The following is a 24,071-nucleotide window of genomic DNA, read 5'->3' as shown; positions in this document are numbered from 1 at the left end:
CCGGACCACCACTTGGTGCACGAGACATCAAGCAGGCGATCTACTTGCATATGGTGCGACGCTCGCTGGAATCCGTCATCTGCTTCACGGCTTCTCGGCGCGCTGCACAGGACTGATCAGGTTGTTGGTGAGGTGCTCGTAGACGATCGAGGTGCGGACGTCGGCGACCTCTCGCCGCTCGGTCAGGCGGTCGATCACGAAAGCGTAGAGGCTGGCGTTGTCGGGGACTGCGACGTGGAGGATGAAGTCTTCCGTGCCCGTGGTGACGTAGACGCCGAGGAGGTCGGGCAGACTGGTGACCCAGTTGCGGAAGCTCTCGATCACCGGGCGGGAGGGCGGCCGGATGCGGACGGCGATGAGGGCTTGGACGGGGCGTCCGATCGCGGCGAGATCCACATCGAGGATCGCGCCACGGATGATTCCGCGTCGGCGCAGCGCCCGCGTGCGATCGAGCGCCGTCGTGGCGGAGACACCGACCGCTGCCGCGACCTCCCGGTTCGTCTTCCGTGCGTCCGACTGCAGTTCTCGAAGGATCGCCTTATCAAGTTCGTCCATGGCCACGGAAGAACCTCCCCGTCCACACTAAATTCGGATCAAGTAGATCTGTGCCGTACTGATGCCTAGCATCTCGCACACAGTCCGTACGAGGTGAGGATGCGAGTCATGAGTGTGGCCCCGGTCAGCGAGTCCGAAGGTGCCGTGGTCGGCTTTGCGCCGGACGAGGTCGACCTCAGCCTGTCGACGCGCGCTGCCCGTTTGAAGTGGGTGATCGTCGTCAACAGCGACCTGCCGCCCGGCCGCGCCGCGAACGCCGCGATCTGCGCTGCGGCTCCGACCGTGGCCCAAGTCCCCGGCCTGCTCGGAGTGGATGTCGCCGATGCTTCGGGCTCCGTTCATCCAGCGCTGCCTTGGGTGGGTTGTTCGGTGCTGGTCGCCGATCCGGCCACCCTGCGCGGCATCCGGCAGAAGGCGGGCTCGTACGCGGACACCTTCGTCGCCGACATGCCCACCGCCGCCCAGCACACCCTCGTCTACACCGACTACGCCGCCTCCGTGGCCGGCACCGGCAGCGAGGAGATGGACTACTACGCCGTCAGCATCGTCGGTCCCCGCAACCGGGTCTCCAAGATCGTCGGCAAGCTGCCCCTGCTGGACTGACATCGCTACGATCAGATCGTCTTCACCATCGACTCGACAGACGAGCTCAGACGAGGTTTCAGGACGATATCCCTGTTATCGACCAGCGTCTTGAGCACACGATCTGGCGCATCGTCAGTCAATGCGCGCAGTTGGTCCGCTCGCCCCCGGCAGTGTCACCGCTAGGTGGTGTGCGCAATCTTCGACGCTCGTTCCGATGGTGCTGCTCAGGCATCCGGCCGGTCGCGGCCGCCGACCTGCGGACGAGCGGAGCAACTTCTGGGTCGGCCGGTCGTCCCTGCCCGAGCGGCATAGGAAAGCCCCACGTCGCCGACATGTCCCTCCTGGACGACGGAGCGGATAGGGCACACGCCGCTCACTGCATGTTTGGAGTCTCGGTGGCGAGTGTCACGAATTCGGGCTCATCCCGATGCTCCGGCTCGCCGGCGCATCAGCCGCGCGGGCCCGCCAACGTCAGCTACCTGCTCAAGGTCACCCGACAACTCGCCTCACATGCGAAGGCTTCGTTAACCTCCGGCGTTGGGAGCCCGGAGGCATTCTCGTAGCCGAACGGGGTTGGCGATTCCTCCGGTACGCCCGGGTCTCGACGGATCCCGAACATGGCCGAAACCAGGGTCCTGTGCTGGTGTTCCCTCGGGTAACACTGGTCACGCAAAGTTGCTTGAGACTTGTACAACCCCTCGACGATTGGAAGAGGCATGCGCCTGACGTCCCCCCACGGCCGCACTCACCGCACGGCCCGTTCCGCTTCCCTGGCCGCCCTGCTCGCCCTCACCGGCGCCAGCGCCCTTGCGGCTGCGCCCACAGCGTCCGCAGCCCCCACGGCCTCTCTCACCGCCGACGTTCCGCTGGCCGCCCGAGGCGCAGGCAACTCCGTCGTGTATTTCGGCAGTCTCCGGATCGACGACGGCACCTCCGTCACCTGCGTGAACACGAGCAACGCCACCCCCTCTGGCGGCAACGGCCGGATCATATTCGCCACCAACTACAAGATCACCGCAGGCACCACCTACGGCATCTCCGCCTGGGAGACCGGCAACTGCAACTCGGGGAGCCAGCAGTCCCTCGGCGGCGTGACCGTCAAGCCCACCGCCGCCGACGTCTCCAACGGTGTCTACAAGATCAGGATCCCCTAGGGCGCGTGACCGAAACCGGACCGCTGAACGCCACCAGAACGCCCGTCACGATCGTGTGAGCCCTCATATGGGGCGACCGCGATGGGACTGACGCCGACAGTCCGGAACCTTTCGGTGGAGCCCTCAAGGCGGCACGGCAACTGCGTCGGCGGGCCATGGGAGGGCTGTCAGGGTGTCGGTTGATCCAGGCCAGGCCAGCGAGCCATGCGGCTGTGTCGCGGGCCTTCAATGCGACCAGTGAAGAGTCATCCGCCGAGCTCTCGACAGGTGAGCGGTTCGACCATGGCGGAGGAGGCTCCGTTGCGTGGTGTCATCGTCGAGGTGGAAGTCGACAACATGGCGGCCAGCGACCTGAGGCCGTTCCTCGCGGAGGCGGACGCCGTCGACGGGTAACGCGTGGGAATCGCGGTAACCGCCGCTGCGAAGGCAGGAGTCGGTCGGCTCTTCCTCGTTTCCGCCTTCCCGTGCGCGGCCCGCCCCGCCGGACACGTGTCCGGCGGGGCGGGTGGAACATCAGGCACCCTCACGCTCATTGGCCGCCCTGATGGTCACCGCGGCGCTCTGCACCGCCTTGGTGCCACGCGTGTGCACCATCGCCGACAACACCAAGATCTCGGCTGAGCGTCCGTCCACCGACACCGCATCCGTCCCTTCAGGCAGCGTTCAGAAGCTCCCGACCCGCGATGCGGCCCGGGACCGGCGCGCTCCGGTGCCATGGTGGATCGGTGTTTGCGAACTGTTCAGTGGGAGACCTGTTCCGCCCTGGCGGGTGGCGACGATCTCGGCGGCGATGGACAGGGCGGTCTCCTCGGGTATGCGGGCGCCGAGGTCGAGGCCGATGGGTGAGTGGAGCCGGGTCAGTTCGGCTTCGGTGAGGCCCCTCTCGCGGAGTCTGCGGTCGCGGTCGGCGTGGGTGCGGCGCGAGCCCATCGCGCCGAGGTAGGCGGCAGGCAGGCGCAGGGCCGCTTCCAGGAGGGGTATGTCGAACTTGGCGTCGTGGGTGAGTACGCACACCACGGTGCGGTCGTCGGTCCCGGTTCGGCGCAGGTAGCGGTGCGGCCAGTCGACGACGATGTCGTCGGCTTCGGGGAAGCGTGCCCGCGTGGCGAAGACAGGTCGGGCATCGCACACGGTGACGTGGTAGCCGAGGAACTTGCCCACGCGTACCAGGGCCGCGGCGAAGTCGATGGCACCGAAGACGAGCATGCGGGGCGGCGGCACGCTCGACTCGGCGAGCAGGGTCAGGTCCGGCTCGCAGTGGGATCCGTCCTCCGCGATGTCGAAGGTGGCGGTGCGGCCGGCGTTTAGGAGGGTGCGGGTTTCCTCGGCGACGGCGCGGTCCAGGTCGGGTTGTCCGCCGAGTTCGCCTTCGCACGAGCCGTCGGGGCGGACTGCCAGAGCTCGCCCCAGGAGCCCTGCCGGGCCGCGGACCACGCGGGCGAGCGCCGCCGCCTCCCCCCGGGCGGCGGACGACAGCGCCACCTGGAGCACCTTCCTGCCTGGCCCCTCGGCGGGTACCGGGGTGATCAGGATGTCGAGGACGCCGCCGCAGGTCAGTCCGATGGCGAAGGCGTCCTCGTCGCTGTAGCCGAACCGCTCGCGTACCGCCTGGCCGTCCTTGAGCGCCTGGGCGCACAGGTCGTAGACCGCGCCCTCGACGCAGCCGCCGGAGACCGAGCCGATGGCGGTGCCGTCGGCGTCGACGGCGAGCGCGGCGCCCGGCCCGCGCGGTGCGCTGCCGCTGACGGCCACGACCGTGGCCACGGCGAAGTCCCGCCCCTCCTCGAGCCACCGGTTCAGCTCGTCCGCGAGGTCCAGCACGTGCATTCCTTTCGTCGGGGGAAGGGGCGGGCCGTCGTCGCGCATTCGGCACCCGAAGGGCCGGGCGCGGCGGCGGCCCGCAACTACCGTCGTCTTAGAGGTCCTAACAAAGGCGTTGGACATGGCGGTGGGTGATCAGACAGGTGGCGAGGCCGAGGAAGGCTTCGTGGATGTCGTCGCGTCGTTCCCAGCGGATCCGCAGTCGGCGGAAGCCGTGCAGCCAGGCGATGGTGCGCTCGACCACGTAGCGGAAGATGCCCAGGCCGGAGCCGTGTGGCTGGCCTCGTTCGGCGATGACGGGGCGGATGCCTCGTTGCCACAGCAGGCGCCGGTACTTGTCGTGGTCGTAGCCGCGGTCTGCGAGGAGCGCGTCGGGCCGGCGTCTGGGCCGGCCGACGACGCCGGCCACGGCCGGAACCTTGTCCAGCAGAGGCAGCAACTGCGTGACGTCGTTGCGGTTTCCGCCGGTCAGCGAGACTGCGAGCGGGATGCCCTGGCCGTCGGTGAGGACGTGGTGCTTGCTGCCCGGCCGTGCGCGGTCGACCGGGCTGGGACCGCTTTTGGGCCGCGCCGAGCGGCCCGTACGTGGGAGGAGTCGATCACCGCCCGCGACCAGTCGAGCTTCTTCGCCACCCGTAGTTTCCGCAGCAGCACCAGGTGCAGCTCGTCCCACACGCCGGCCTCGTTCCACGCGGCCAGTCGCCGCCAGCACGTCATGCCGGAACCGAAGCCCAGCTCCTGGGGCAGGTACTCCCACTGGATACCGGTGTGCAGCACGAACAGGATCCCGCACAGGGCCTGCCGATCCGGCACCCGCGGCCTGCCCTCCACCAGCTTCGGACCCGGCCCGGGCAGCAACGGCTCAATGAGCGACCACAGTTCATCCGACACGATCCAAGGCCGCGACTGACGTTTTCCCACGACCAGACCAACGACAACCCACACCGAAAGTCACTTGATCAACAACTTCTGTTAGGACCTCTTAGTGGTGACACGCACGTGGACGAGGATGAGTGGGCGGTCATGTTCACCCCCTTCGTCTTCACCTGCCCGGCCTGCGACCTCCGGGTCGAGCACGAGGAACTTGAAGAGTTGGAGGACCTCGCAGAGGAGGTCAAGCTGGATGAGTCACCAAACGACTTCTACGCGGACTGGGAGCCAGATGAAGTCCTCCACCGGGACCGGTGACCACCGTGGATCTCCACGGGATGGAGGACCATTCCGCAACTTCTGATAGCCGGACTTACCAACAACGGCCATGGGCGGGGATTCTCCTTTGTGTGGGGGCGGCGCGGGCGCCGGCGGGGTCAGGGGGTGCGGGAGGCTGGTGCGTGCTGCTGGGCGAACTGCTCGGCGGCGCGTGCGAGGAGGTCCGCCTGGCGCCGCGGGGTCCTGCGGGCAGCGGTGGCCAGGACGCCGTCGATACGGGCATCGAGGGTGCTGACGGCGTCCAGACTTGCGGCGCGGGCTACGGCCAGGCGCAGTTCGGCGTCGACCCAGGGCCAGTGCTCGGTCTTGGGCACCGGGGTGGTCTCGTCGCCGCCCAGGGACGAAGCCAGACCGCGCAGGTAGTGGCCGCCGTCGCTGAGGATCTCGGCCAACGGGATGTCGTCCTCGACCATGAAGACGCCGTGTTGCAAGACCGTGAGGACGGCGCAGCGCAGCAGGGCCGGCTCGTCGCGGTCGGGTGAGGTGCAGACCGCACAGTCCTCGATGTGGTGGTCCCAGACGGACGAAGACGGGTGGGGCAAGGCGGAAGGGCCTTTCAGAGGTGAGGGATGGGAAGCGGGGCGGCGGCGACGTCCACGGGGAGGTGGGCGTGTCGGACTCGGACCAGCGGCAGTCGCCCCGTTCGAGGGCCCGCGGGTCGTGCCGCTGTCGCTGGGTGGACAACAGACGGGTGGGACGACGGCGGTGGGTTCAGTGGCCACCACGGGCGGTGATGCGGTGGCGGGCGGCGGCGAGGACCGTCAGGGCGAGGGTGGCTCCGGCCGCGGGCAGGGCCGCGGCTGTGAGGCGGTGGGTGGCGAGGGCCCCGGCCAGGGCGGTGCCGGCGGCCTGTCCGACGCCGACCGAGGCGATCAGCCATGCGTACGCTTCGGTTCTCCGCTGAGTTGGCACGAGGGCGTCCGCGGTCGTGAAGCCGCAGGCGATCACCACAGTGAGGAACACGCCCGGCACGGTGACCACGACGGTCGCCATGTGAGGGCCGGGAAGGGCGAGCAGTGGCAGCCACCCGGCGCAGAATCCGGCCGCGGCCGACAGCAGCTGGACGATGGGCGAGCCCGGCCAGGCTCGGCGGGCGTAGAGGAGGCCGCCGAGGAAGCTGCCGGCGGCGAAGGCGGCGGGGATCAGCCCAGACAGCAGATCCATGTCGTGCAGTTCGGCCATGGCCACCGCCCAGACGTTCATGGCGCCGAGGGCGATTCCGAAGCCGGCATGGGCCAGGAAGATTAGCGACAGGGGCGTGCCGTGCAGCCCGGCCGCGGCGGAGCCAGCGGTGTGCTGCGGGCGCCAGGTGCGGGACGGGGGCGCGGTGAGCACCACGGTCGTGCCCAGGAGGCCGAGTACGACGGTTGCGAGGATCGCGGCGCGGGGACCGTAGGCGGTGGCGAGCACGGCGACCAGGAGCGGGCCGGCGATGTAGAGCAGGCCCTGGGAGCCGGTGTCGAGAGCGAGGGCGACCCGGCGCCGATGGGGGTCGGGCAGGACGGTGGGCCACAGGGCCCGCAGTCCTGCCTCCAGGGGAGGGGAGGACAGGCCCGCGAGCACGATCGCGGCTAGCGCGAGGGTCGGATCGTCTCCGACCAGCAGGAGCAGCAGACAGCCGGAGTTGATGACTGCGCCGGGTGCGGACACCGGCATCTGGCCATGACGGTCCATCAGGTGGCCTTTGACCGGCTGGGAGAGTGCGCCAGCCAGCCCGTACAGGGCGCTCAGCAGTCCGGCGGAGGCAAGGGAGGCACCTTGGGAGGTGATCAGGAGCACGATGGCCACGGGCGCCATGCCGTTGGGCATGCGTCCGATGAGAGTGCCGCCGAGCAGCCGGGCGACATGCCGGCTGCCCAGCACAGCGCGATAGGAAGTCGAGGCGGCGGCCGGGGCCTGGCCGACCGCATGATCAGTCGTGGTCAATTGGGGAGAGGTGTTTCCATTCAAGGGATCAGCGGCGAGGGCGCCGGGCGCTACCGGGCGGTGCGGGCTGGACGGTCATCGCGGCCTTCGTACGGCGGGTCGTCGGCGGCGCGGATCCGTCGGGCGGGCCGGGTCGCAGGTCCGGGTCGAGGTCGACGCGGTAGCGGGCGGCGGTGAGCATGTCGGCCGCCCAGCTGCCGTGTTCGTTCTCCCAGGCGCGGCCGAGGTCGAAGGGCAGCCGGACCCACTGCCCGCGCAGCGTCGGAAAGGTCATGAATCCGGCGTGGGCCAGGATGCGTGCGGCGAACTCGTCGTACGGTCCTTCGACTTCGACCTCGCCGCCTTCGCCGCGGGTGATGCGGATCGGCTCGCTGGTCAGGTTCACCGGCTCCGTCCTTGACCGGCAGCCGGGGCTTTACCGGCGGCGGCAGGCGGCGCCGACGGCGCGGCGTTGGCCAGGGCTGTGATCCGGGAGGGGCGTACGGCGGCGGCCCGTGCGATGCGGGAGCGCCGTTCGGCCAGGTCGTTGCTGGCCGTCGGCCGGGGTGGAGCTGATGCGTGGGCGGGATCGAGTGCGCTGTCGTCCCGCACGCGGTAGCCGAGGTTGCGCAGGTCGTGGACGGCTTGGCGGGTGCGGCGCAGCCCGTCGCGGTTGGGCTCGGTGAGCCGGTACAGGCCCGGCGAGAAGGGGACGGGCTCGAACTGCTCGCGGACAAGCAACCATTCGGCGAGGTGGGGCGTGAAGCTCGGAGCGGCGGTGGCGACGAAGCCGTGTTCGGGATGGTGGCGGAAGCGGAAGTGGTCGGACAGCGAGGGATCCTTTCTGCTGGTCAGCGGCGAGGGGCCGGTGGTTGGGAGGGGCGTGGTACGGCGGGCTGGGTGCAGGGAACGGGCCCGCCGACGGGCAGCCGGGCGTGGCCGCTGGGCTCGGCCGAGCGGGCGATGCGCACGAACGCGTCGCGCGGGGCGAGCCAGGTCTCGATGGCCGGCACGGCCTCAAGCCCGAGCCGGGTGCGTACCTCGGCCGGCGGCAGGAGGCGGGCGGAAGGCTGGACGGAGGCGGGGTTCTGGCTGTGCCGCCAGACATCAAGTGCCGCCTGGCTGGAGGCGAGAGCCTCGCTCAGCTGGACCACGATGTCGGCGTCGGCAGAACGGCCGGTGGCCGCGGCACCGCACTGTTGCAGCAGGCCAGGCGCGTGAGTCAGGACGGGACGGAAGGTGCGCCAGGCGCGCTCGGCGAAGACCCTGTTCGTCTCCCTTCGTCCGTGGCCGTCGAGGAGGGTGCCGTCGCTGGAACAGCCGGATACCCAGATCGCCGTCACGTCCTCGTATTCGGCGCGCAGTTCGTCCAGTGCGGTGATCACGGCGTCCAGACGCCGTGCGTGCAGGGCCCGGTGGTAGGCAGGCAGGAACGCATCCGTGATGGCCTCGACCGCCAGGTCCGGCTGGGAGGGGAGCACGATGCTGGTCGGTGCGTAGGGGTTGTCGTAGCTGTCGTCGAACTCCTGGGGGGAGGCGAGCGCCCCGACCAGATAGCCGAGTTGGGGATCCTCGCCCCGTTCCGCGAGCAGCAGTTCGACACCGGTGTCACTGGTGAGCGTCGCCGCGTATGGCACCCGCTGGTCCTCCACGGCCCGAACGAGTTCACCGACCGTCCCACAGCCAGGGCAGCAGATCGCCCTGCCAGACGGGATGGGCGTAGATCTCGACCTGCGCGGTCCACCGTCCCGGGCAGCCGCGCGGCGATTCGGTCGGCGATGTCGCCGAGGAACGGACGGGGGCTGACGCCCATGGTGGCGTGGTGGCGCTGGGCGAGGGGCAGCAGCTTCGCGGCGGCAGCGCGGATGTCGGGGCCGGGCGTGCTGTAGCTTCCGTCGTCCCGTTTGGTGAATCCGGCCTGTTCCAAGGCGGTGTTGGCCCACCGGTACTGCTCGCCGTGGGCGATGGCGACCAGACCGGCGGCACGGCTGTAGGCAAGCCGGATCTCGGCAGGAGGGTTCGGGGGCATCTCGGGGGTCCTTCGACAGGCTCAGTGGCGGTTCGGCTGCCGTGGCTGCGGGCCAGCAGCAGGCTGGGTCTGTAGCCCGGTCGTTCGAGGCGTGGATGACCCATCCGGTGTGGATGCCGTGCGCAGGGCAGCGGCGGTGTGGCGCAGGCGGGCGCGGGCCGCGACGTACTTCTCGGCCGTCATGATCCGCAGGACCTCGGGGTCGTTGCGCAGAGGCGAGTGGGCGAGGTCCTCCACGGCCTCGCGCTGGAAGCCGGTCGTGGCATAGGTCAGGGCCTCGGCGAGTGTGTCCAGAGCTCGCGCGATACCGGCGGCGGCCCTGGCGAGCCGGACCAGGGCGACGCGTTCGGGCGGATAGACCGTCTCCGGCGCGGTGAACCGTTCCTGTGCGCGTTCGATGGCGTGCTGCAGGTGGTGGCCCAGTGTGCCGATGTCATCGGTAAGCGTGACCAGGTCGACAGCGTCCGGGCTGGTGGGGAACTGTGCGGCCAGCTCGTCCAGACGCTGGGCCAGGTAATCGAGCGCGGCCGGGGTCACGGAGGAAGACATCAGACCACCCCGGCTGCATCGCTCGTTTCCCGGCCAGAGAGGGTGGCTCGCAGGCTGCGTCCGTAGTTCCACGCATGCCGCCGAGCCCCCGGCTCCAGGACGTCATAGCCGTCCTGGCGGGTCATCTGACCTGGGTGTTTGCGGTAGCGGTAGACCGGGACGGGCAGCAGGATGCCCGGCGCGAGGCAGGTGACGCCGATCGCCGCCATGTAGTCCTCGCCCTGGACGAGCCCGCCCATCGGGGCTGCGCGTACGAGATCGCTACGCGCCAGGATCGTGGTCGGCCCGATCGGGATGGTGTCCTCGGGCCTCGTCCAGTAGGTCCACACGTCTCCGGCCGGGTGCCGGCCGGGCGGTGTCGGGCATCGCCACAGCGAGGTCGTGCCGTCCGGGTGCAAGTCCTCGCTGTATCCCGCGCACTAGCCCAAGCCGGTCATCTCCAGGGTGCGCAACCGTACGGCCATGGCATCGTCGGTGAACTCGTCATCGTCGTCCGCCCAGTTGACGAACTCGGTGCGCACGCAGCCCAGGGCGAGGTTACGGGCGCAGGCCGCGCCGACCTGCCGGGGCAGCGCGAGGATGCACACGTGCGAGTCCTCGGCGAGGGGCGTCGGCAGGCGCGTGCGGTCGGCGCCGTCGAGCGCGATCACAGCCGCCCAGGGCACGCTCTGCCGGGTGAGGCTCTCGTACATGGCCGTCAGGTGGTCGAGCCGGTCGGGGCGTAGCTGGGTGGCGATGACGACTGTGATCTTGGCGGTGGGGGAGTGCAGGAGGTGCTCCGCGGCAGAGGGGACGAGAAGGGGTCAGCGGCGGGGCGCGGTACGAGGTGTAGCGGTCGGCGCTGGAGCTGTGGCTGATGTGCTGGGGCCGGTCGCCCGAGGTGGCAGGGTGGCCGGGATCGGGTGGCCCGGGCGCCAGCGGTAGGTGCCGTTGCTGAACCGGGCCCGGGGGTCGGTGGCCCAGGCCACGAGGGGGCCGCGGTCTTCCGCGTGGAGGGAGATGACCTCGATGCCATGCGGGTGCAGGACGTACCCCCAGTCCAGGCCCCCGTGGGACTTCTCGGTGACGGTCCACGGCTCAGGCTCGGCTGCGCCGATGGTGATGACATGGACGTTGTCGTGCTTTCTGCTGGGGTGTTCGTCGCTGCCGACGAGTTCGGCGCGCAGGGGTTCGGGGGCGCCGTCGAGGAGGTCGGTGCCCAGCTGGGACCAGCCCTCGGGTGCCTCGTCGATCAGGTGCCGGCACAGGGCGTCGAGGTCACCGTCGAAACGGTACTGGTGGGCGCCGAGCAGCAGCGGGACGTGGTGGCTGGGGTAGCCGTCCCAGTGGACGTAGACGCCGGCATATCCGGTGTCGGTGGGGCGGGCGATGAAGGAACGGGTGGCCAGGGAGTTCTCCAAGGACGTGCGGATGATGGGTGGTTGACGCATGCGCTTCAGGGGCGGCGGCGTGCGGGATGGGCGCCACCGGCGTCGGCTACCCGGCGGTGCTGCTCGCTGACAGTCGGCATCAGGGAAGACGCCGAACCGGGTTGAGCCTCAGCGAGCGCGTTGGTGACGGCTTCGAGAGCACGCTGGAGGCTGCGCAGCGCGGCGGCATGGCCGAGAGTGATGCCCAGCTTGCTCTCGACCGGGGTGGCGGTGCCGGGGCGAGGAGTGAGCCGGTGGGTGTCGGCGAGCCCGGTCACCGTTGTGCTCAGGTGGGTGGCCGCGCGGTTGCTGTGCGCGAGGGCGGTGGCCAGCTGGGTCAGGTACTCACGTCCCGCGTCGGTCTTTGCGAGGGAGCTGTCGGTGGACTGCCGCAGATCGGCGACGAGGCCGGAGGACAGGTTGTACACGGCGACCAGCTGGTCCAGTACGGGTACGAGTGCAGCCTGTGCGCTGCCGGTCTGCGGCGGGAGCAGGCCGGCGGCGGTCTCGTTGATGCGGCGCTGCCAGGTGGTCAGGCGGGCGTGGACGAAGGCGTCGTGGCTCTGGCTCATCGGCGGTTTCCCTTGCGCGGGTTGCCCCGTGGAAGGGGCGGGTGGGAGCGCGGGCCCTCGATGGAGCGCACGGTGATGTGGAAGTCGCGGTGCCGCAGGCGCTGGAGGCTCTTGATCAGCTGACGCCGGGTCTGCTCGGGGGTGAGGGTGTCCGGCAGGTGGCATTCGCCGGTGGCGGGGTCGAGCAGAAAGCCGCCGTGCGCGAGCAGTTCGATGAAGACGGTGATGTAGCCGGTGCGGATCCGTGGACGCCGCTGGGCGTCGAGGGTGACGTGGACCTGGAGGTGGCCGGGGCTGCTGCGCCGGATCGGGGTGGGGGACGCGAAGCGGTAGTCGGCCAGCAGCCGGCGGTACATCCTGGCTGCGGCCCGGATGGGATCGGCGGGGACGGCGATGCCGCGCGGAGCTTTGAGACCCTGGACGTGCTGGTGGCTGGTGTTGGCGGGCAGCATCGGCAGGACGAGGTACTGGTCCGGGCGGTGGGGGCGGGGCATGACGTACAGCTGCAGGCCCCAGTGGTGCGTCAGGACGCTGCGCTGGACGTCGTCTGTTTGGAACGCGGCGTAGGGCAAGGGGCCGCTGTCCCAGATCCGGTTGCTGGCCGGGTCGTCGGCGATGGGTACCGCAGTGGGAGAGGGCTGCCAGCCGGGCAGACGGTCGGCGAGCGCGTGGGTGAACTCGGTTATGTGCAAAGGCGGTTCTTCGTGCGGTGGGGTGTCGAGGGGGCCGTGGTCACGAGGAGGTGGTCATGCCGTGGGCATCGGTGCGGCGGCAGGTGTAGCCGATCAGCGTCGACTTGCCCGGCGTGGTGGGGGCGATGGCGACATCGGAGCAGGTGAACGTGTACGTGAAGGATGGGCTGTTGGCCGTGCCGAGCCATGCGCGGTCCTTCTTCGCCGGCACGATCTCGAGCCCGGAGTAGGCGACGGCGTCGCGCTGGGTGTGCGTGTGCGCGAAGACGACGAGGGCGTGGCCGTCGGCGGTCTTGAGGGCGTAGCTGTCGGTGAACTCCGGGGTGGCGGCGGAGAACGCGGCGGTGCCGCGGCTGCCGAACTTGTGGACGGTCGAGTCGTGGGCCTTGATCTGCCGGGCGGACGCCTTCGAGGAGGTGAACACCTTCTTGCCGGTGGTGTCGCCGCCGCTGGTGAAGTTGTCCGTGACAGCCGCGCGCAGGACGTCGAGCGGGGCGGCGACGTTCCTCGTTGAGGTGGCGTCGAGGGCGGTGGCGTAGCCGTCGGCGTCGAGAGCGATCTTCGGAGACAGCTTCTTGTCGTCGAGGTCGACGGCCGCGACCATCTCCCACCGCTTCGTCCTGGTCTGCTCGGCCATGATCAGGACGCGGGCGTACTTGTCTTTCTTGCCGTTGTAGGTGACGGCGGCGAACCACTTCTTCTGGCCGGCGGTGAAACGCGGGATGTAGAGGTTCGTGGAGGCGAGGTTGTACGACCACGGCTTGTACTTCTCGCGGTCGGCCTGGGGCAGGCCCTCGTTCTCCTTGTAGTCCGCGACCGACATCGCGTACAGCGGGCCGTCCTCGATGGTGCCGAGGAGCGCGCGGTTGTCGTCGTCGTTGGCCGCGTTGTTGATCTTGGAGTAGCGGGCGATCTGGGCGCGGGCCTCCTGCTTCGTCAGCGCCGGGGCGGCGGTCGGCGTGGGGGAGGCGGCGCGGGTGGCCTTGGCTGCGGCATCAGGACTGCTGGTGTGGGAGGTGGTGCAGGCGGACGCGGTCAGCGTGACCGCTACGAGCGTGGTGAGCAGGAGGGCGGCGCGGCGGGCGGAGTTGTGCGGGGAAATGACGGTGCTCCGGGGGAGGGGATCAGCGGGAACGGGATGGGGTTGTGGTGGCCGACGGCGCGGAGGGCACGGTGGTAGCGGCCGGTGCCGTGCGAGTGTCGGCTGCCGCACGCAGGTGCTTCGCGGCGCGGGCGAGGTGGATGCGGCTGTCGCCGAGGCGGTCCACGAGCCCTTGGTGCGCGGCGGTGACCGCCCGGTCGCGGGCGGGGCTGGGGGCCTGGCTGGTGAGGTCGGCGAGCTGGCCGAGGTGGTGGACGGCGGCGCCGAGGGCGGCGAGCGCGAACCCGGTGGGTTCGGCGGCGCTCGCGAGCGCGAGGGTCGTGCGGCGCACCGTGGCCGTGGTCCGGGCCGGGTAGCGGGCGGCGGCTCGGTGACGGAAGGCGCTCTCCCCGGCCAGGAATCCCAGCAGGCGGGCCAGATGGCGGACTTCATCGTCCAGGATCTCGCTCAGCGCGGGATCCGGGCGGATCTGGTCGGGGAGCGGAAGCTGATCGGCCACGGTGTTGAGCCGGTCGGCCACGTCGTGCAGCAGCATCCGCTGGTCGGGATCGGACAGCGGCAACTCCTTGATACAGGAACTGGGTTCTACCGCCGGGTGGCGGACGTCGGGGCTGCGGACACCGTCGTCAGTGCCTTGCTCGCGGCAGCTGATGCCGGAGGGAAGGGAGGGGAGCGGCGCGGCGGAAGTTGACCCCGATGCCCTGGAGCGTGAGCCGCAGAGCGACGAGCTGGACCAGCAAGGCGCGCTCTTTGGAACTGTAGGAGGCTGGCAGTACGAAGGCGGACTCGTGCGGGCTGTACTGGAAGTTGCAGCCGAACAGCGTCATGCGCGCCTCCTCGGGCACCGAGTCGTACGGGGCGCCCACCACGCCGTCCGGGTACCAGACCAGTGTGAGGGTCTGGGCGACCTCGGGGGCAGGCTGGCGGTGTGGCGGCTCGGGCTGGACGAGGGCGTTGTGACGGACAGCGTCCAGGGCCACCTGGTAGCGGGGCAGCAAGCGTCGGATGACTGAGGCGGCGGCTCGGACCGGATCGTTGGGGACAGCGATGCCGTCCGGCTCACGCACCGGGGAGATCTGGTGGGTTTTGAAGCCTTCGGGCTCCAGCGGGGCCACCACGAACTGGTGGCGGTACAGGGGCCGGTCGGTGACGTAGAGCTGCTGTCCGTGGGGGCCGTGGAGGACGGCGTCATGGCCGAGGACGTACTGGCTGACGATGTAGTCGACGTGGCCGGCGTCCCAGAGCCCTTCGATGGTGGGGAACTGGTTCTCGTAAGCGGTGTGGCGGTGATACTCGCTCGTCCACGTGCCAGGCAGTCGTTCGGCGAGGGCGGAGGCGAAGGCGGACAGATCGGTGCGAGACGGGGGCATGGATTCCTGAGGTGCGGCGGGTGGTTGATCAGTCGGCGCTCAGCGCCGCGGGCCTCCGGAGCCGGGCTGCGGTTGGGGCGGGGCCGGGCGTCGTGCGGGTCTGCTTCAGGAGCGCGTCGAGGTCCGGCGGCGGGTCGTAGTGCGCGCGGAGGATCTTGAGATCCGCTGCGGTTGCCATGGCCAGCGCTGAAGCGATGCTGCTGGCGGAGCCGCGCAGCAGCCAGGGCGGTGACTCGGGTTCGGCTCCGCGGTTTTGGCCCTTCCACTGGGCAGTGGCGGCCAGGTGCTCGATGACCTCGTTGAGGAACGGCGCGACTGCGTCCAGCAGGGCGTTGAGGACGGTGCTGAACTCGGCCGGAGTTTCGGCCGCGTCCAGAGCCTCGCGGTAGGGACTCAGGTCCGGGGCGGGGAAGGGCTCGGGCGGCAGAGTGTGCCGGGTGCGGAAGGCTTCGGCATCGCGCTCCGCCCAGCGGTACAGGTCGCCCCTTGTGGCGGAGCGAGTGTGGTAGGCGCTGATCTGGTCGGCGGTGCGGCCAACGTTGTCGTACAGCTCGAAGTCGGGGTGCTGCAGGGGTACTCCAGGTCAGGGGGGTCAGAGTCGTTTCTGTCGGTCGTCGCGGGGGCTTCTAGTGCATGCGGGCGTCGGTGTCGAACAGTGCCAGCTCGTGAGGGTGGAGTTGATGTTGAACGATGAAAGATCGTCCGGCGACGCGCCACAGCCCGCGTCCGCGGTTGAGGTGGGCAATGGCGCCGGTCTCGACCGAGGTGAGCCCCAGCAGGGCTGCGGCGGCGTGGAGTTGGTCGGTTTCCTGGCGGTAGATGATGCGGGTGGAGCAGTCAGCCAGGAGGCCCTCGGCGAGGGCGCGGCCTTGTGATCCGGCGTCGCCGGCGGTGAGCAGGTCGGACAGTCGGTGGATGACCATGAGGTTGGCGATGCCCAGGCCGCGGGAGAGTTTCCACTGGGACTGCATGCGCTGGAGGAGGCCGGGGTGCCGCATCAGGCGCCAGGCTTCGTCGTAGACGATCCAGCGCCGACCTCCGTGCGGGTCGGTGAGGGCGGATTCCATCCAGGCGGATGCGCAGGTCATGGCGAGGACGAGGGCGGTGTCGTCGCCGGAGCCGCCGAGCCGGGACAGGTCGATGGTCAGCATCGGCGAGGTGGGATCGAATCGCACGGTGGAGGGGGCGTCGAACATGCCGGCCAGGTCGCCGTGGACCAATCTCCGCATAGCGTGGGCGAGGTCACGGGCGGCCTCGCCGAGCCGTCCGGACATGAGCCCAGCGGCGGCATCGAGCTGGTCGGGATGGTTGAGGGTGGCCGCGATGTCGCCCAATAGCGGAGTGCGGTGGACGGTGGCGGCCTGGGCGACGACCGCGTCGAGGGCGACATCGAGCGCGGTGTGCTCCATCGGCAGCAGGTCGCGGCCGAGAACGGTGCGCGCGAGGGAGCCGAGCAGGAGCAGACGGCGCTTGCGGATCTCCCCCGCCCAGTCGGCCTCCGGCACGTTGTCCGGCCGTGGGGCGGCGTCCAGCGGGTTGAGTTTGCCGGGCAGGCCGGGGCCGAGGGCGATGGAGGTGCCGCCGAGTGCGGAGGCGACGGGGGTCCATTCGCCTTTGGGGTCGCAGGGCACGTAGACGCGGTAGCCGTGGGCGATGGAGCGCAGGGCGAAGGACTTGGCCAGCGCGCTCTTGCCCTGGCCGATTACACCGGCGAGCAGGATGTTGGGGTTGGTGAACCCTTCGAGGCGCCCGTACAGGGAGAAGGGGTCGAAGGTGAAGGACGCTTCGGCGTGGACGTCGCGGCCGATGTAGATGCCCTCGGCGCCGAGACCGCCTTCGGCGAGGAAGGGGTACGCCCCGCTGGCGGTGGCGGTGGTCATGCGGTGCTGCGGCAGCTTCAGTCGGCTGCCGCGGGCGGAGCTGGGGCCGGGACGGCCGCGGGGCGGGTACAGCGGAGGCGGCATCTCGGGCTCGACGGGCTCGCTGCCGTCCGGGTGGGCGGTGGCTTCGGCGCGGGCCTTGGCGGCGGCTTCGGCGAGCTGACGGCGAGCGGTCTTGCGGCTGGCCCGGTCGGTGCCGTGGGGGGTGAACAGGGGGGAGGCCGAGGCGCGTCGGGCGCGTCGGGCGGGCCGGTGGGTCATGGCGGGGCGGGCTCGATTCGGCGCGGGTTTTAGATGGTGCAGTTGGTGGTGTGGCCGTGCAATGGCGTGGCCAGGTCGGTGGGGGTGGTCTTGCGGCGGATCGCGTGGGAGGCGGCCAGGTGCCGCTGGCAGATCGTGAGCACCAGCGGGCCGTCGGGGAGCCGCTCGGGTCGGCACTCCTCGGTTGCTGAGCCTTCGGTGCCGGTGGGCACGGTGTGGAAGGCGTTGTGGACGGCAGCGGTGGCCTGCCACAACCGCAGGTGCGCGGCGGCCAGATGACGCCCGGCGGCCGGGTGCGGGGGCCGGGTGGTGTCGGTGAGCTGGTCGAGCAGCTGGTGGGCTGCGGTGAAGTGGGCGTGCAGCGTGTCCAGGTGGAGGCGGTCGGCCGGCGCGCCGGAGGTGGCGTGGCTACGGGTGTGGTGGCGCAGGCCGGCGGTGGCGGCGCGGAGGTAGGGATGCGCGTCGGTGGTGGGGGGTGCGTTCAAGGGAGTCCTTGGTGCCGCAGAACGGCGAGGTCGGCGAGGGCGGGAACGGGTCCGGAGAGCGAAGTGGTGGTCGGCAGTGGCATATACCGGTGAGCGCGGAGCGGCTGGTGGAGGCCCGGGCGGAGAGTATCTGGGCGGTGCGAAAATCGACGTAGTCACCGGGAGCGCTCAGTCCGGGGCGGCTCTGCCGGGGCAGGAAGGCGATGTCCGGGCCATGCCGTCTGGCGCGGCGGGAGCGTCATCGCGGCACCACTGTCACAGCGCCGTGCGGGCGAGCGGCAGGGCGGCGAGGGCGAACGCGTCGGGCTGCTGGAAGAAGAGCCGTCGCAGGTCGACCTGGGCGGTGACCGCGGCGGTCTCGATCTGCGCGCACGCGGCGTCGAGAGCGGCGTCCGTTGCGGCGCTGACGGTGAGCAGCCCGGTCAGGGCGACGTCGGCATGGCCGGCGATCAGCTGCCGCTCACGGACTTTGACGTCCGCGTACTCGACCGAGTCGGCCTCGGAATCCACCTGTCCGCGGCGGGCACGCTCGTTGGCGTCGGCGATGATCGCCGCCTTCTTGCGCTGGACGTCGCGCAGCGCGGACTCAAGCCCCTGCGGCACGTATATAAGGGACAGGCTGCGGCGGACCCCGGCGGTGAACATCAGCCCGTGCAGGAAGCCGGGGGTGGTCTCGGTGCGGGGCCAGTTCTCGATCCAGTAGGTGGCGTGGCGGGCGGTGTCGGTGCCGAGGCGGTCGTACTCCTCGACCTGGACAACCGGCCCGGCAGCAGCAGGGTCGGCCTCGGCCCGCCCGTTCGGCGACCACTGTTGGAGGGCGGACAGGGCGTGAGGGTCGTAGGCGGTGCGGATGACTGCGGCGATCTCCCGCGCAGTCAGCCAGCCCGTCACCATCAGCCCCGCGCTGCGCGCCGCGAGCGCGATGGCCGAAGTTGTCTGCTCCAGCACCGTGAAGGCGCCGGGGAGCCCGCCGCCGGCCTGGCTGATGAGGCGCTTGGCGGCCTTGAGGTCCAGGCTGATGGCCAGGTACGCCTCGTGCGGGGCGGCGGCTGGGCCGGCGGAGGCGACCAGTTCGGAGTACACCTGCCCGGCGACGGGGGTGTCGGGGCGGCCGTGCTGGGCCCAGTGACGGGCGAGGGTGTCGCCGGAGTCGGGGACGGTGCGTTCCAGCACCTGCACGGTGGCGACGTGGCCGGTGCGGGCGATGCCGGCCAGAGCCCGGCCCCAGCCCGCCACGTTCGAGTTCTGCGTGGCCGGATCGAGCAGGGCGTACGCGCGGCTGCTGACCCGGGCAATCGCGGTGAGCCGTTGGTGGTGCGGGTCGTGGACGGCGGCAGCCTGGTTGGCGGAGTCGCCGGGGGTGACGACCTTCAGCGAGGCGGCGGTGCCGGGCAGGTGCAGCACGCCGTCCTGGCGGGGCCGGGAGACCGGCCGGGCCAGCCACAGCGTCTGGCCGGTGCGGCGGCGGTGGGCGTAGCGGGAGACGATCGGAGCCCAGTCGATCAGGGACCTGCCGTCGCGGCGGACGGCGACCAGGGCAGCGACGACTGCCCATAGGGGGGTCAGAGCGATGGCGCCGAGCAGCCCCGTGGTCACCACTGTGATCAGCAGCAGCGCCAACGCAGTGGAGACGAGGGTGAGTTGGGGGAGGGAGAGGCCGAGGAGGATTCCGCGCCGTGAGCGGTGCGGGAATTTGACCGTGATCGGGGAGACGGATAGTTCAGACAAGGCCGGTTTCCGGGAAGGCGCGGGGCGGGGCCGGGACGGCACACCTGAACGGGAGTGCGGGTGTGCCGTCCCGGCGTGGGGGCAGGGTCAGAGGCCGGTGGGCGGAGGGGGTGGAGTGCCGGTTCCGGCCGAGGGCGTGGAGGTCGGGACTGGCGGGGCGCCCTGCGGCGGCGGGGTGGAAGCGTCGGCCGGAGACGCGGACGCGGACATGAAGCCGCTGCCGGTGGGAGATCCTCCGCCGGAGGTCGGCCCAGGGCTGCCGCCGAGATGGCCGCTGGTGTCCTCGCGCGGACTGGTCGGCGCTGGCTGCACGGCCTTCTCCAGACCGCTCTTGATCCCCTCGCCCTCGGATGACGGAGCGTCCGAACCGCCGCCTTCCTTGCCGGTGTCCGGCGTGGGGGTGGTGGCGATGTCGCCGGGGAAACCGCCCGGCACGGCGTCCGGGCCCTGGGGAGCGGCGCCCGCTCCGGCCGCGGCACCGCCAGTTCCTGCGGTGGCGACCGCGGCGGCGGCTTTGCGGCCGGCGCGTTCGGCGTGCTGGCGGGCCATCTGCGCGCCAGCTCCGCCGGAGCGGTGAAGCGTCTCGGCGTCGGAGCCTTCGGAGGCGGCCCAGTGGACGAACTTGAACGTGGCGTAGGGGCAGAGCAGGACGAGCGCCATGATGACGATGCCGGCCATGACGTCGGCGAGAGCGGCGACGCCATCCTTGGCCTCCGTTTTGCCCATCGCCGCGATACCGAGCACGAAGATCACGGTCATCAGGAGCTTGGAGACGACGAGGGTGGCGGTGGCCTCGATCCAGCCCTTGCGCCAGCGCCGGGCGACCTCCCAGCCGCCGCCCGCTCCCGCGAAGACGGCGAGGGTGACCATGACGAGGATGCCGACCTTGCGGACCATCATCACGCACCAGTAGAGGAACGCGCCCAGGGCGGCGCCGACGCCGGCGAAGACGGCGACCAGCCAGCCCATCGCCGACAGGCCAGGGATCGCGGCGACCTTGACGATGCGGCGTACGGCGGAATCGATGGACAGGTTCGCCGCTTTGAGCAGGCCGTTGGAGAGGGCGTCGACCACTTCGATGGCGACAGTGGTGAAGGCGATCGCGGTGAAGGCGAACAGGACGCCGGCGGCGGTGCCGGTGAATGCCTGCGTGAGGGCCTGGCCGTCGCGGCGGATCGCGGCGCGGACAAGCTGGGCGCAGAAGGTGGCGACGAGGACGATCAGGCCGATCGGCAGGATCATCTCGTAGTTGTCGCGGAACCATCCGGCGTTCAGGTCGACCTTGGTGGTGGTGTTGACCGCCTCGGCGGCCAAGTCGGCTCCGGCGGCGGCGAGTTCGCCCGCTGATTTGGCCATCCAGTTGCCGATGGCCGCGCCCGGGTCGGAGGCGAAGGAGACCGCGTCGCCGACCGCGCACAGTTTGTCCGCGAGGGGGAGGTCGCAGAAGCCCAAGGGGAGTCACCCCTCCTTTCTTTAGTGGCCTTGTGGCGCGTGTCAGGGCACGACGCGGGGGGAGATGGAGACCAGGGAGCAGTCGGCGTTGGGACGGCACTGCACGGCGAGGGTGATCGAGCGGTCCTCGGCGCCGGCGCCGCCCTTCTTCCAGGCGATCTGCTGCTTGCCGGTGACGGTGACGGCGTAGATGTACGCCTCGGTAATCGCCGAAGGATCGTCCGCCAGGGCCTGCTTGAACGCTGACGGGTAGTGGGCCTCGTTCACGGCGGCAGTGGCGTACTGGTCCTGGTCGGCCATCCGCGACCACAGCACCGGATCCGGTACCTGGGCAGTGAGGGAGGACCAGTCGGCGTACTTCGTCTCCGCCGTCAGCCACGCCTTCATCCCGGCGAGCTGCTGATCACGGCTGGTGGTCCGGGTGTCGTACGACCACAGCATCGCCGCGGCGGCCTTGGCGAAGTTGACCGGGTCGGCCACCGGCGGTGGCTTCGCCACCGAACCGGTCCCAGCCGACGCCGTCGGGTCGGCGGACGCGGAGGCGGTGCTGCCCGTGCTGGGCGGAGTGGCGGTCTGGCTGTCGCTGGTTCCGGTGCGGCCGGTGAACACAGCGACGGTGGCGGCGAGGGCGAGGAGGATGGCGAGGCCGATCGCGCTGACCGTGATGCGCTGCCGGGTCGACCAGCCGATGCCGTAGCCGGACAGGGAGGGGAGTCGTTTCGGCATCAGTGGACTTGCGACCCGAGGGCGGAGAAGAACGCGACCACGCCGTTCGCGGCGCCGAGGCCGAGGGCGGCGCCGGCCGAAACGACCGCGCCTTTCTTGCCGTTGGCCTCGGCCTGGTGTCCGCCGGTGTGATGGCCCCAGGCCCACACGCCGAGGGAGACGGCGAGCGCGCCGACCACGGCGACGATCGCAAACAGGTTGATGGAGTTGACGACGTTCTTCAGCACGGCGAGGCCGGGCAGGCCGCCACCCGAGGGTGTGATGCCGGGGTCGTAGGCCAGGTACTGCACGGTGTCGAGCAGGTGCAAAGGGAGGCTCCTTGCGCGCGCCGAAGCCGACGCGCGGGAATCAATGAAGAGAAGAGGAGGAGGTGCGAGGCGGCGGCCTCGGGGAGGCGGACGGCAGCCGTACGGGATTTGGCCGAGCCCGTCGACGCATGCGAAGCGTCGTCGCGCGCGAGGGCACAGCAGCGCTCGTGCCGAGGCTGGGGAGAGGCCACAACGCGGGCCGGTGCCGCTTCGACGGCCCTACGGCTAAGCCTCTGATCCGGCTGCCTGGCGTACTACTTCGGGATCGGCGGTGTGGGCGCGCCGTTGCTGCCGTACGGGTTCGCGCACTGGTAGATCACGTAGCCGCGGATCTTCTTGCCGTCGGACTTCCGGGTCACCGTGCCCCGGGTGTACCAGGTCTTCTCGGAGCGCTTGTACGCGAACTGGTTGTAGGCGATCTTGTCGTGCCGGTAGGCGACACCCAGCGCAGTGGCGTTCTTCGCCGGGGACTTGCGTACCTTGACCGCGCTGCACGAGATCGTCGTATGGCCGGTGTCGTACGCCTGCGCCGTGGAGGCGGTGGCCAGGCCGCCGACTACGACGGCCAGGCCCGTCGAGGCGGCCGCAAGAGCGCGCCGGCCGCGGTGGTGAGGTATCACTCAGATGCTCCGTGATGTCGAGAGAGAGGAGGGAGAGAAACGGGTAGGTCGTCCTGCCGATGGGCCGCATGCAGGCGGGCAGGGAAGCGGTCCAGGGGGGGATTGGGAGCGGCGATCCGGCTCACGTGCCGTGCGTGGCCGTTCCCGCGCTGAACTGGTGATGCAGGCGGCATGTGGGGTCTGCGCCCCGACCGAGGGTCAGATGACACGGCGGGCGGCGAGGATGTCCCAGTCCGCCAGGGGCGTGATTCGAACTGGCTTGCCAGTCCGGGGTGCCTCGATCGCGAGGCCCGAGCCGATGTACATGCCGACGTGTTCGGGGCGGGCGGCGCTGCCGCGGGAGAAGATCAGGTCACCGGGCTTGAGCGACTTGGGGGAGATGGTGTTGCCCTCGTTGATCTGGGTGTACGTGGTGCGGGTGAGCTGGATGCCGGCATGGGCGTACGCCTGCTGGGTCAGCGAGCTGCAGTCGCAGCGGCCCATCGGGTCCGGGCCGTGCGGCGCGGTGCAGGTGCCGCCCCACTGGTACATCGTGCCGAGCTGCGCCATCGCCCAGGCGATCGCCTTGCGGGCCTTCGGGTCGGCGTCCTTGGGGATCGAGTAGCCCTTCGGTACGGACCCTTCGGGGATGGTGCCGTATCCGGAGCCGTCCTCGGTCGCCGTGCAGGACGCGGTGTTGGAGGGGGTGGCCGTCTCCGTGGAGTCCTGGTCGGCGTCGGGGAAGGTGGCGGCGATCGCCTTCTGCAGGGCGGTGGCCAGCTCCTCCCACTTCGCGTAGGCGTCGGGGTAGGCGGAGCGCTGGACCTTCTGCGCGGCCTGGGCGACGGTCAGTTGCTGCCATCCGTCCACCGCGAGCAGGTGCTCGTAGAACTGGGTGGAGGCGTAGACGGGATCGTGGATCTCCTCGGCGGTACCCCAGCCCTGGCTCGGGCGCTGCTGGAACAGCCCGAGCGAGTCGCGGTCGCCGGAGCTGAGGTTGCGCAGCCGTGATTCCTGCATCGCGGTGGCGAGCGCGATGATCTGGCCCTTCTTCGGCACGTGGAGGCTGATCCCGGTGGCCACGATGGTCTGAGCACTGGGGATCTGTTCCTCGGGCAGGCTCAGGCCCTCGACGTGGACGTCCTTGGCGGATGCGCCGTTGAGGATCTGGGTGACCTGCTCGACGACGGCGTCGGTGTCGACGTCGCCCACGCAGGTGAGGGACGAGTAGGTGCTCTGGGCGGCCTCGCTGGAGGAGGCCATCAGCATGGCCGTGCCGGCGAGGAGGAGAGGGGAGAGGGCGACGACACCAATGCCGGCGGCTACGCCCTTCAACCGGGGACGCCTCCCGAGCGGCAGTCACGGTCCGGCGGCCGGTGTTCGGGCAGGGGAGGGTAGGGAGCTGTCACAAGGGGATCCTTCGAAGGCACGGTCCCGGCCGCGCGGCAGTAGAGGCGGAAAGGGCGCTGCGGCACGGGAGTTGGGTGAGTCGTGGATGTACCTCGTGAGCGCTGGTTTCAGCTCACGAGGCGCGGGGGTGTCAGGTCACGTGTGCCGGGGCACGGGGAAATCTCCATGAAGGCAGGGGCAGGGATTGCGCCATCGGCGGTGTTCGCCGGGCAGTTCCAAAACAGTAAGGGCGGATCCCCGGTTGCCGAAATCGCGGGCGATCAAGCCCTG

At 70.4% G+C, this 24,071-nt stretch carries 27 protein-coding genes and 1 pseudogene; 3 read left to right on the top strand and 25 right to left on the bottom strand.

Translation table 11 applies throughout. From position 1 onward, the window contains the following. Window positions 1-84: 84 nt before the first annotated feature. Entirely contained in the window at window positions 85-555 is a 471-nt protein-coding gene (locus ACH4TV_RS32225; protein ID WP_398404334.1) for an Lrp/AsnC family transcriptional regulator, read from the bottom strand. A gap of 108 nt (window positions 556-663) precedes the next feature. On the opposite strand from ACH4TV_RS32225, the gene ACH4TV_RS32220 reads away from it, so the two are divergent. Beyond that, window positions 664-1,158, top strand: coding sequence for a DUF2000 domain-containing protein (locus tag ACH4TV_RS32220; protein ID WP_398404332.1), 495 nt, complete (start codon window positions 664-666; stop codon window positions 1,156-1,158). A gap of 698 nt (window positions 1,159-1,856) precedes the next feature. Further along, on the top strand, window positions 1,857-2,294 hold the full coding sequence (locus ACH4TV_RS32215; RefSeq protein WP_398404330.1) for a hypothetical protein: 438 nt from the start codon (window positions 1,857-1,859) through the stop codon (window positions 2,292-2,294). Window positions 2,295-2,957: 663 nt separating this feature from the next. Here ACH4TV_RS32215 and ACH4TV_RS32210 read toward each other — a convergent pair. Next, window positions 2,958-4,115 carry an XdhC family protein gene (locus tag ACH4TV_RS32210; protein ID WP_398404328.1) on the bottom strand — a complete coding sequence of 386 codons (1,158 nt, stop codon included), beginning with the start codon at window positions 4,113-4,115 and terminating at the stop codon, window positions 2,958-2,960. 103 nt (window positions 4,116-4,218) lie between these two features. Then, window positions 4,219-5,009, bottom strand: a protein-coding gene (locus ACH4TV_RS32205; protein WP_398404593.1) for an IS5 family transposase whose coding sequence is annotated in 2 segments (ribosomal slippage) — window positions 4,219-4,679 and window positions 4,679-5,009 — 792 coding nt in all. Because the reading frame shifts where the segments join, the coding sequence is not laid out codon by codon here. 105 nt (window positions 5,010-5,114) lie between these two features. Here ACH4TV_RS32205 and ACH4TV_RS32200 point away from each other — a divergent pair. Continuing rightward, a complete protein-coding gene (locus ACH4TV_RS32200) occupies window positions 5,115-5,303 on the top strand; it encodes a hypothetical protein (RefSeq protein WP_398404326.1) in 189 nt (62 codons plus the stop codon). A 119-nt stretch (window positions 5,304-5,422) separates the two neighbouring features. On the opposite strand, the gene ACH4TV_RS32195 is transcribed toward ACH4TV_RS32200, so the two are convergent. From ACH4TV_RS32195 to ACH4TV_RS32090, 22 genes and pseudogenes are all read right to left on the bottom strand, one after another. Continuing rightward, on the bottom strand, window positions 5,423-5,866 hold the full coding sequence (locus tag ACH4TV_RS32195; protein ID WP_398404324.1) for a hypothetical protein: 444 nt from the start codon (window positions 5,864-5,866) through the stop codon (window positions 5,423-5,425). Between the two features lie 169 nt (window positions 5,867-6,035). Continuing rightward, window positions 6,036-7,250, bottom strand: coding sequence for an MFS transporter (locus ACH4TV_RS32190; protein ID WP_398404322.1), 1,215 nt, complete (start codon window positions 7,248-7,250; stop codon window positions 6,036-6,038). Between the two features lie 28 nt (window positions 7,251-7,278). Continuing rightward, entirely contained in the window at window positions 7,279-7,635 is a 357-nt protein-coding gene (locus ACH4TV_RS32185; protein WP_398404320.1) for a hypothetical protein, read from the bottom strand. After that, on the bottom strand, window positions 7,632-7,970 hold the full coding sequence (locus ACH4TV_RS32180; protein WP_220645643.1) for a hypothetical protein: 339 nt from the start codon (window positions 7,968-7,970) through the stop codon (window positions 7,632-7,634). Before ACH4TV_RS32180 ends, ACH4TV_RS32185 begins: the two co-directional genes overlap by 4 nt. A gap of 110 nt (window positions 7,971-8,080) precedes the next feature. Next, complete coding sequence (locus tag ACH4TV_RS32175; RefSeq protein ID WP_398404318.1) at window positions 8,081-8,866, bottom strand: hypothetical protein; 786 nt, start codon at window positions 8,864-8,866, stop codon at window positions 8,081-8,083. Window positions 8,867-9,279: 413 nt separating this feature from the next. Next, window positions 9,280-9,807 carry a hypothetical protein gene (locus ACH4TV_RS32170; protein ID WP_398404316.1) on the bottom strand — a complete coding sequence of 176 codons (528 nt, stop codon included), beginning with the start codon at window positions 9,805-9,807 and terminating at the stop codon, window positions 9,280-9,282. Then, window positions 9,807-10,556: pseudogene (locus ACH4TV_RS32165) on the bottom strand (glycosyltransferase family 2 protein). Before ACH4TV_RS32165 ends, ACH4TV_RS32170 begins: the two are co-directional and overlap by 1 nt. Window positions 10,557-10,610: 54 nt before the next feature. Further along, the gene (locus ACH4TV_RS32160) at window positions 10,611-11,237 is read right to left on the bottom strand and encodes a hypothetical protein (RefSeq protein ID WP_398404314.1); all 627 of its coding nucleotides are present in this window, start codon (window positions 11,235-11,237) and stop codon (window positions 10,611-10,613) included. 5 nt (window positions 11,238-11,242) lie between these two features. Beyond that, window positions 11,243-11,788, bottom strand: coding sequence for a hypothetical protein (locus ACH4TV_RS32155; protein ID WP_398404312.1), 546 nt, complete (start codon window positions 11,786-11,788; stop codon window positions 11,243-11,245). Then, window positions 11,785-12,480, bottom strand: coding sequence for a hypothetical protein (locus ACH4TV_RS32150; RefSeq protein WP_398404311.1), 696 nt, complete (start codon window positions 12,478-12,480; stop codon window positions 11,785-11,787). The genes ACH4TV_RS32155 and ACH4TV_RS32150 overlap by 4 nt, the downstream gene beginning before the upstream one ends. Window positions 12,481-12,520: 40 nt before the next feature. Beyond that, complete coding sequence (locus ACH4TV_RS32145; protein WP_398404309.1) at window positions 12,521-13,693, bottom strand: hypothetical protein; 1,173 nt, start codon at window positions 13,691-13,693, stop codon at window positions 12,521-12,523. Next, window positions 13,605-14,144 (bottom strand): hypothetical protein, encoded by a 540-nt coding sequence (locus tag ACH4TV_RS32140; RefSeq protein ID WP_398404307.1) that lies wholly within the window; start codon window positions 14,142-14,144, stop codon window positions 13,605-13,607. The genes ACH4TV_RS32145 and ACH4TV_RS32140 overlap by 89 nt, the downstream gene beginning before the upstream one ends. A 64-nt stretch (window positions 14,145-14,208) precedes the next feature. Then, window positions 14,209-14,952: a hypothetical protein gene (locus ACH4TV_RS32135; RefSeq protein ID WP_398404305.1), complete on the bottom strand. Its 744-nt coding sequence runs from the start codon at window positions 14,950-14,952 to the stop codon at window positions 14,209-14,211. 28 nt (window positions 14,953-14,980) lie between these two features. After that, window positions 14,981-15,130 (bottom strand): hypothetical protein, encoded by a 150-nt coding sequence (locus tag ACH4TV_RS32130; protein WP_398404303.1) that lies wholly within the window; start codon window positions 15,128-15,130, stop codon window positions 14,981-14,983. A gap of 448 nt (window positions 15,131-15,578) precedes the next feature. Continuing rightward, the gene (locus ACH4TV_RS32125; RefSeq protein ID WP_398404301.1) at window positions 15,579-17,093 is read right to left on the bottom strand and encodes an ATP-binding protein; all 1,515 of its coding nucleotides are present in this window, start codon (window positions 17,091-17,093) and stop codon (window positions 15,579-15,581) included. A 29-nt stretch (window positions 17,094-17,122) separates the two neighbouring features. Further along, entirely contained in the window at window positions 17,123-17,578 is a 456-nt protein-coding gene (locus tag ACH4TV_RS32120; protein ID WP_398404299.1) for a DUF6238 family protein, read from the bottom strand. A gap of 255 nt (window positions 17,579-17,833) precedes the next feature. Continuing rightward, a complete protein-coding gene (locus ACH4TV_RS32115; RefSeq protein ID WP_398404297.1) occupies window positions 17,834-19,306 on the bottom strand; it encodes an SCO6880 family protein in 1,473 nt (490 codons plus the stop codon). A gap of 87 nt (window positions 19,307-19,393) precedes the next feature. Further along, a complete protein-coding gene (locus ACH4TV_RS32110) occupies window positions 19,394-20,758 on the bottom strand; it encodes an ATP-binding protein (RefSeq protein ID WP_398404295.1) in 1,365 nt (454 codons plus the stop codon). Window positions 20,759-20,800: 42 nt separating this feature from the next. Then, entirely contained in the window at window positions 20,801-21,484 is a 684-nt protein-coding gene (locus ACH4TV_RS32105; protein ID WP_398404293.1) for a hypothetical protein, read from the bottom strand. Next, window positions 21,484-21,792, bottom strand: coding sequence for a DUF6112 family protein (locus ACH4TV_RS32100; RefSeq protein ID WP_217570564.1), 309 nt, complete (start codon window positions 21,790-21,792; stop codon window positions 21,484-21,486). The genes ACH4TV_RS32105 and ACH4TV_RS32100 overlap by 1 nt, the downstream gene beginning before the upstream one ends. Before the next feature lie 254 nt (window positions 21,793-22,046). Next, window positions 22,047-22,412 (bottom strand): hypothetical protein, encoded by a 366-nt coding sequence (locus ACH4TV_RS32095; RefSeq protein WP_398404291.1) that lies wholly within the window; start codon window positions 22,410-22,412, stop codon window positions 22,047-22,049. 198 nt (window positions 22,413-22,610) lie between these two features. After that, window positions 22,611-23,726 carry a C40 family peptidase gene (locus ACH4TV_RS32090; protein WP_398404289.1) on the bottom strand — a complete coding sequence of 372 codons (1,116 nt, stop codon included), beginning with the start codon at window positions 23,724-23,726 and terminating at the stop codon, window positions 22,611-22,613. Window positions 23,727-24,071 lie beyond the last annotated feature (345 nt).

Source organism: Streptomyces sp. NPDC020898, assembly GCF_044333925.1.
Lineage (GTDB): Bacteria > Actinomycetota > Actinomycetes > Streptomycetales > Streptomycetaceae > Streptomyces.
Note: the sequence above shows the minus strand (reverse complement) of the source record. Positions and strands in the feature narration are given on the sequence as shown.

Bases quoted from the DNA above. Each gene is read 5' to 3' on its own strand.
- ACH4TV_RS32160 (WP_398404314.1), bottom strand. From the start codon at position 11,237: ATGCGTCAACCACCCATCATCCGCACGTCCTTGGAGAACTCCCTGGCC.
- ACH4TV_RS32135 (WP_398404305.1), bottom strand. From the start codon at position 14,952: ATGCCCCCGTCTCGCACCGATCTGTCCGCCTTCGCCTCCGCCCTCGCC.
- ACH4TV_RS32155 (WP_398404312.1), bottom strand. From the start codon at position 11,788: ATGAGCCAGAGCCACGACGCCTTCGTCCACGCCCGCCTGACCACCTGG.
- ACH4TV_RS32215 (WP_398404330.1), top strand. From the start codon at position 1,857: ATGCGCCTGACGTCCCCCCACGGCCGCACTCACCGCACGGCCCGTTCC.
- ACH4TV_RS32105 (WP_398404293.1), bottom strand. From the start codon at position 21,484: ATGCCGAAACGACTCCCCTCCCTGTCCGGCTACGGCATCGGCTGGTCG.
- ACH4TV_RS32125 (WP_398404301.1), bottom strand. From the start codon at position 17,093: ATGACCCACCGGCCCGCCCGACGCGCCCGACGCGCCTCGGCCTCCCCC.
- ACH4TV_RS32220 (WP_398404332.1), top strand. From the start codon at position 664: ATGAGTGTGGCCCCGGTCAGCGAGTCCGAAGGTGCCGTGGTCGGCTTT.
- ACH4TV_RS32225 (WP_398404334.1), bottom strand. From the start codon at position 555: ATGGACGAACTTGATAAGGCGATCCTTCGAGAACTGCAGTCGGACGCA.
- ACH4TV_RS32130 (WP_398404303.1), bottom strand. From the start codon at position 15,130: ATGGCAACCGCAGCGGATCTCAAGATCCTCCGCGCGCACTACGACCCG.
- ACH4TV_RS32170 (WP_398404316.1), bottom strand. From the start codon at position 9,807: ATGTCTTCCTCCGTGACCCCGGCCGCGCTCGATTACCTGGCCCAGCGT.